Source organism: Gluconacetobacter tumulisoli (assembly GCF_014174155.1).
In the GTDB taxonomy this organism is placed as follows: domain Bacteria; phylum Pseudomonadota; class Alphaproteobacteria; order Acetobacterales; family Acetobacteraceae; genus Gluconacetobacter; species Gluconacetobacter tumulisoli.
Window position 1 is genome coordinate 1 of sequence record NZ_JABEQM010000043.1, and the last position, 1,257, is coordinate 1,257.

Below are 1,257 nucleotides of genomic sequence, written 5' to 3' on the forward strand. Positions count from 1 at the left end.
CTTTTTCCGATCGACGCTTGCCGAGCGCGATCCCGATGTTGCGGCGATGATCGGCGGGGAGCTTGTGCGCCAGCGCGAGGGGATCGAGCTGATCGCGAGCGAGAACATGGTGTCGCAGGCGGTGCTCGAGGCGCAGGGCAGCGTGCTGACGAACAAATATGCCGAGGGCTATCCGGGGCGCCGCTATTATGGTGGCTGCGCCGAGGTGGACAAGGTGGAGAGCCTGGCGATCGAGCGGGCGAAGGCGCTGTTCGGCGCCGGGTTCGCGAACGTGCAGCCGCATTCCGGGGCGAACGCCAACCAGGAGGCGTTCATGGCGCTGGTCAGCCCGGGCGACACCATCCTGGGCATGAGCCTGGCGGCGGGCGGGCACCTGACGCACGGGGCGGCGCCGAACTATTCGGGCAAATGGTTCCGCGCGGTGCAGTACGGGGTACGGCGCGAGGACGGCCTGCTGGATTACGAGGAGATGGAGCGCCTGGCGCGCGCCGAGAAGCCGAAGCTGATCGTGGCGGGGGGCTCGGCCTATCCGCGCGTGATCGATTTCGCCCGCTTCCGCGCCATCGCCGACGAGGTGGGCGCGTACCTGATGGTGGACATGGCCCATTTCGCCGGGCTGGTGGCGGCGGGGCTGTATCCGTCGCCGCTGCCCTACGCCCATATCGTGACCAGCACGACGCACAAGACGCTGCGCGGGCCGCGCGGTGGGCTGATCCTGACCAATGACGCCGACCTGGCGAAGAAGATCAATTCGGCGGTGTTCCCCGGCCTGCAGGGCGGTCCGCTGATGCATGTGATCGCGGCCAAGGCGGTGGCGTTCGGCGAGGCGCTGCAGCCGGAATTCCGCGCCTATCAGGAAGCGGTGGCGGCGAATGCCCGCACCCTGGCGGAAACGCTGCTGTCGCGGGGCTTCGACATCGTGACGGGCGGCACCGACAGCCATCTGCTGCTGGTGGATCTGCGCCCCAAGAAGGTGACCGGCCGGGCGGCGGAACGCAGCCTGGAGCGCGCGGGGATCACCGCGAACAAGAACGCGGTGCCGTTCGACCCGGAAAAGCCGGCGATCACCTCGGGCATCCGGCTGGGCAGCCCGGCAGCCACCGCGCGCGGCTTCGGCACCGACGAGTTCCGCGAGACCGGGCTGATGATCGACGAGGTGCTGACCGCCCTCGCCGAGCGCGGCGAAGACGGCTGCGCCGACATCGAGGACGCCGTCCACCTCAAGGTCAAGGCCCTTTGCGCCCGATTCCCCATCTA

At 69.1% G+C, this 1,257-nt stretch carries 1 protein-coding gene; it reads left to right on the forward strand.

The annotated features are described in order from the left end of the window. The coding region (gene glyA / locus HLH28_RS17840) for a serine hydroxymethyltransferase (RefSeq protein ID WP_246396402.1) at positions 1-1,257 on the forward strand (1,257 nt) is incomplete at both ends.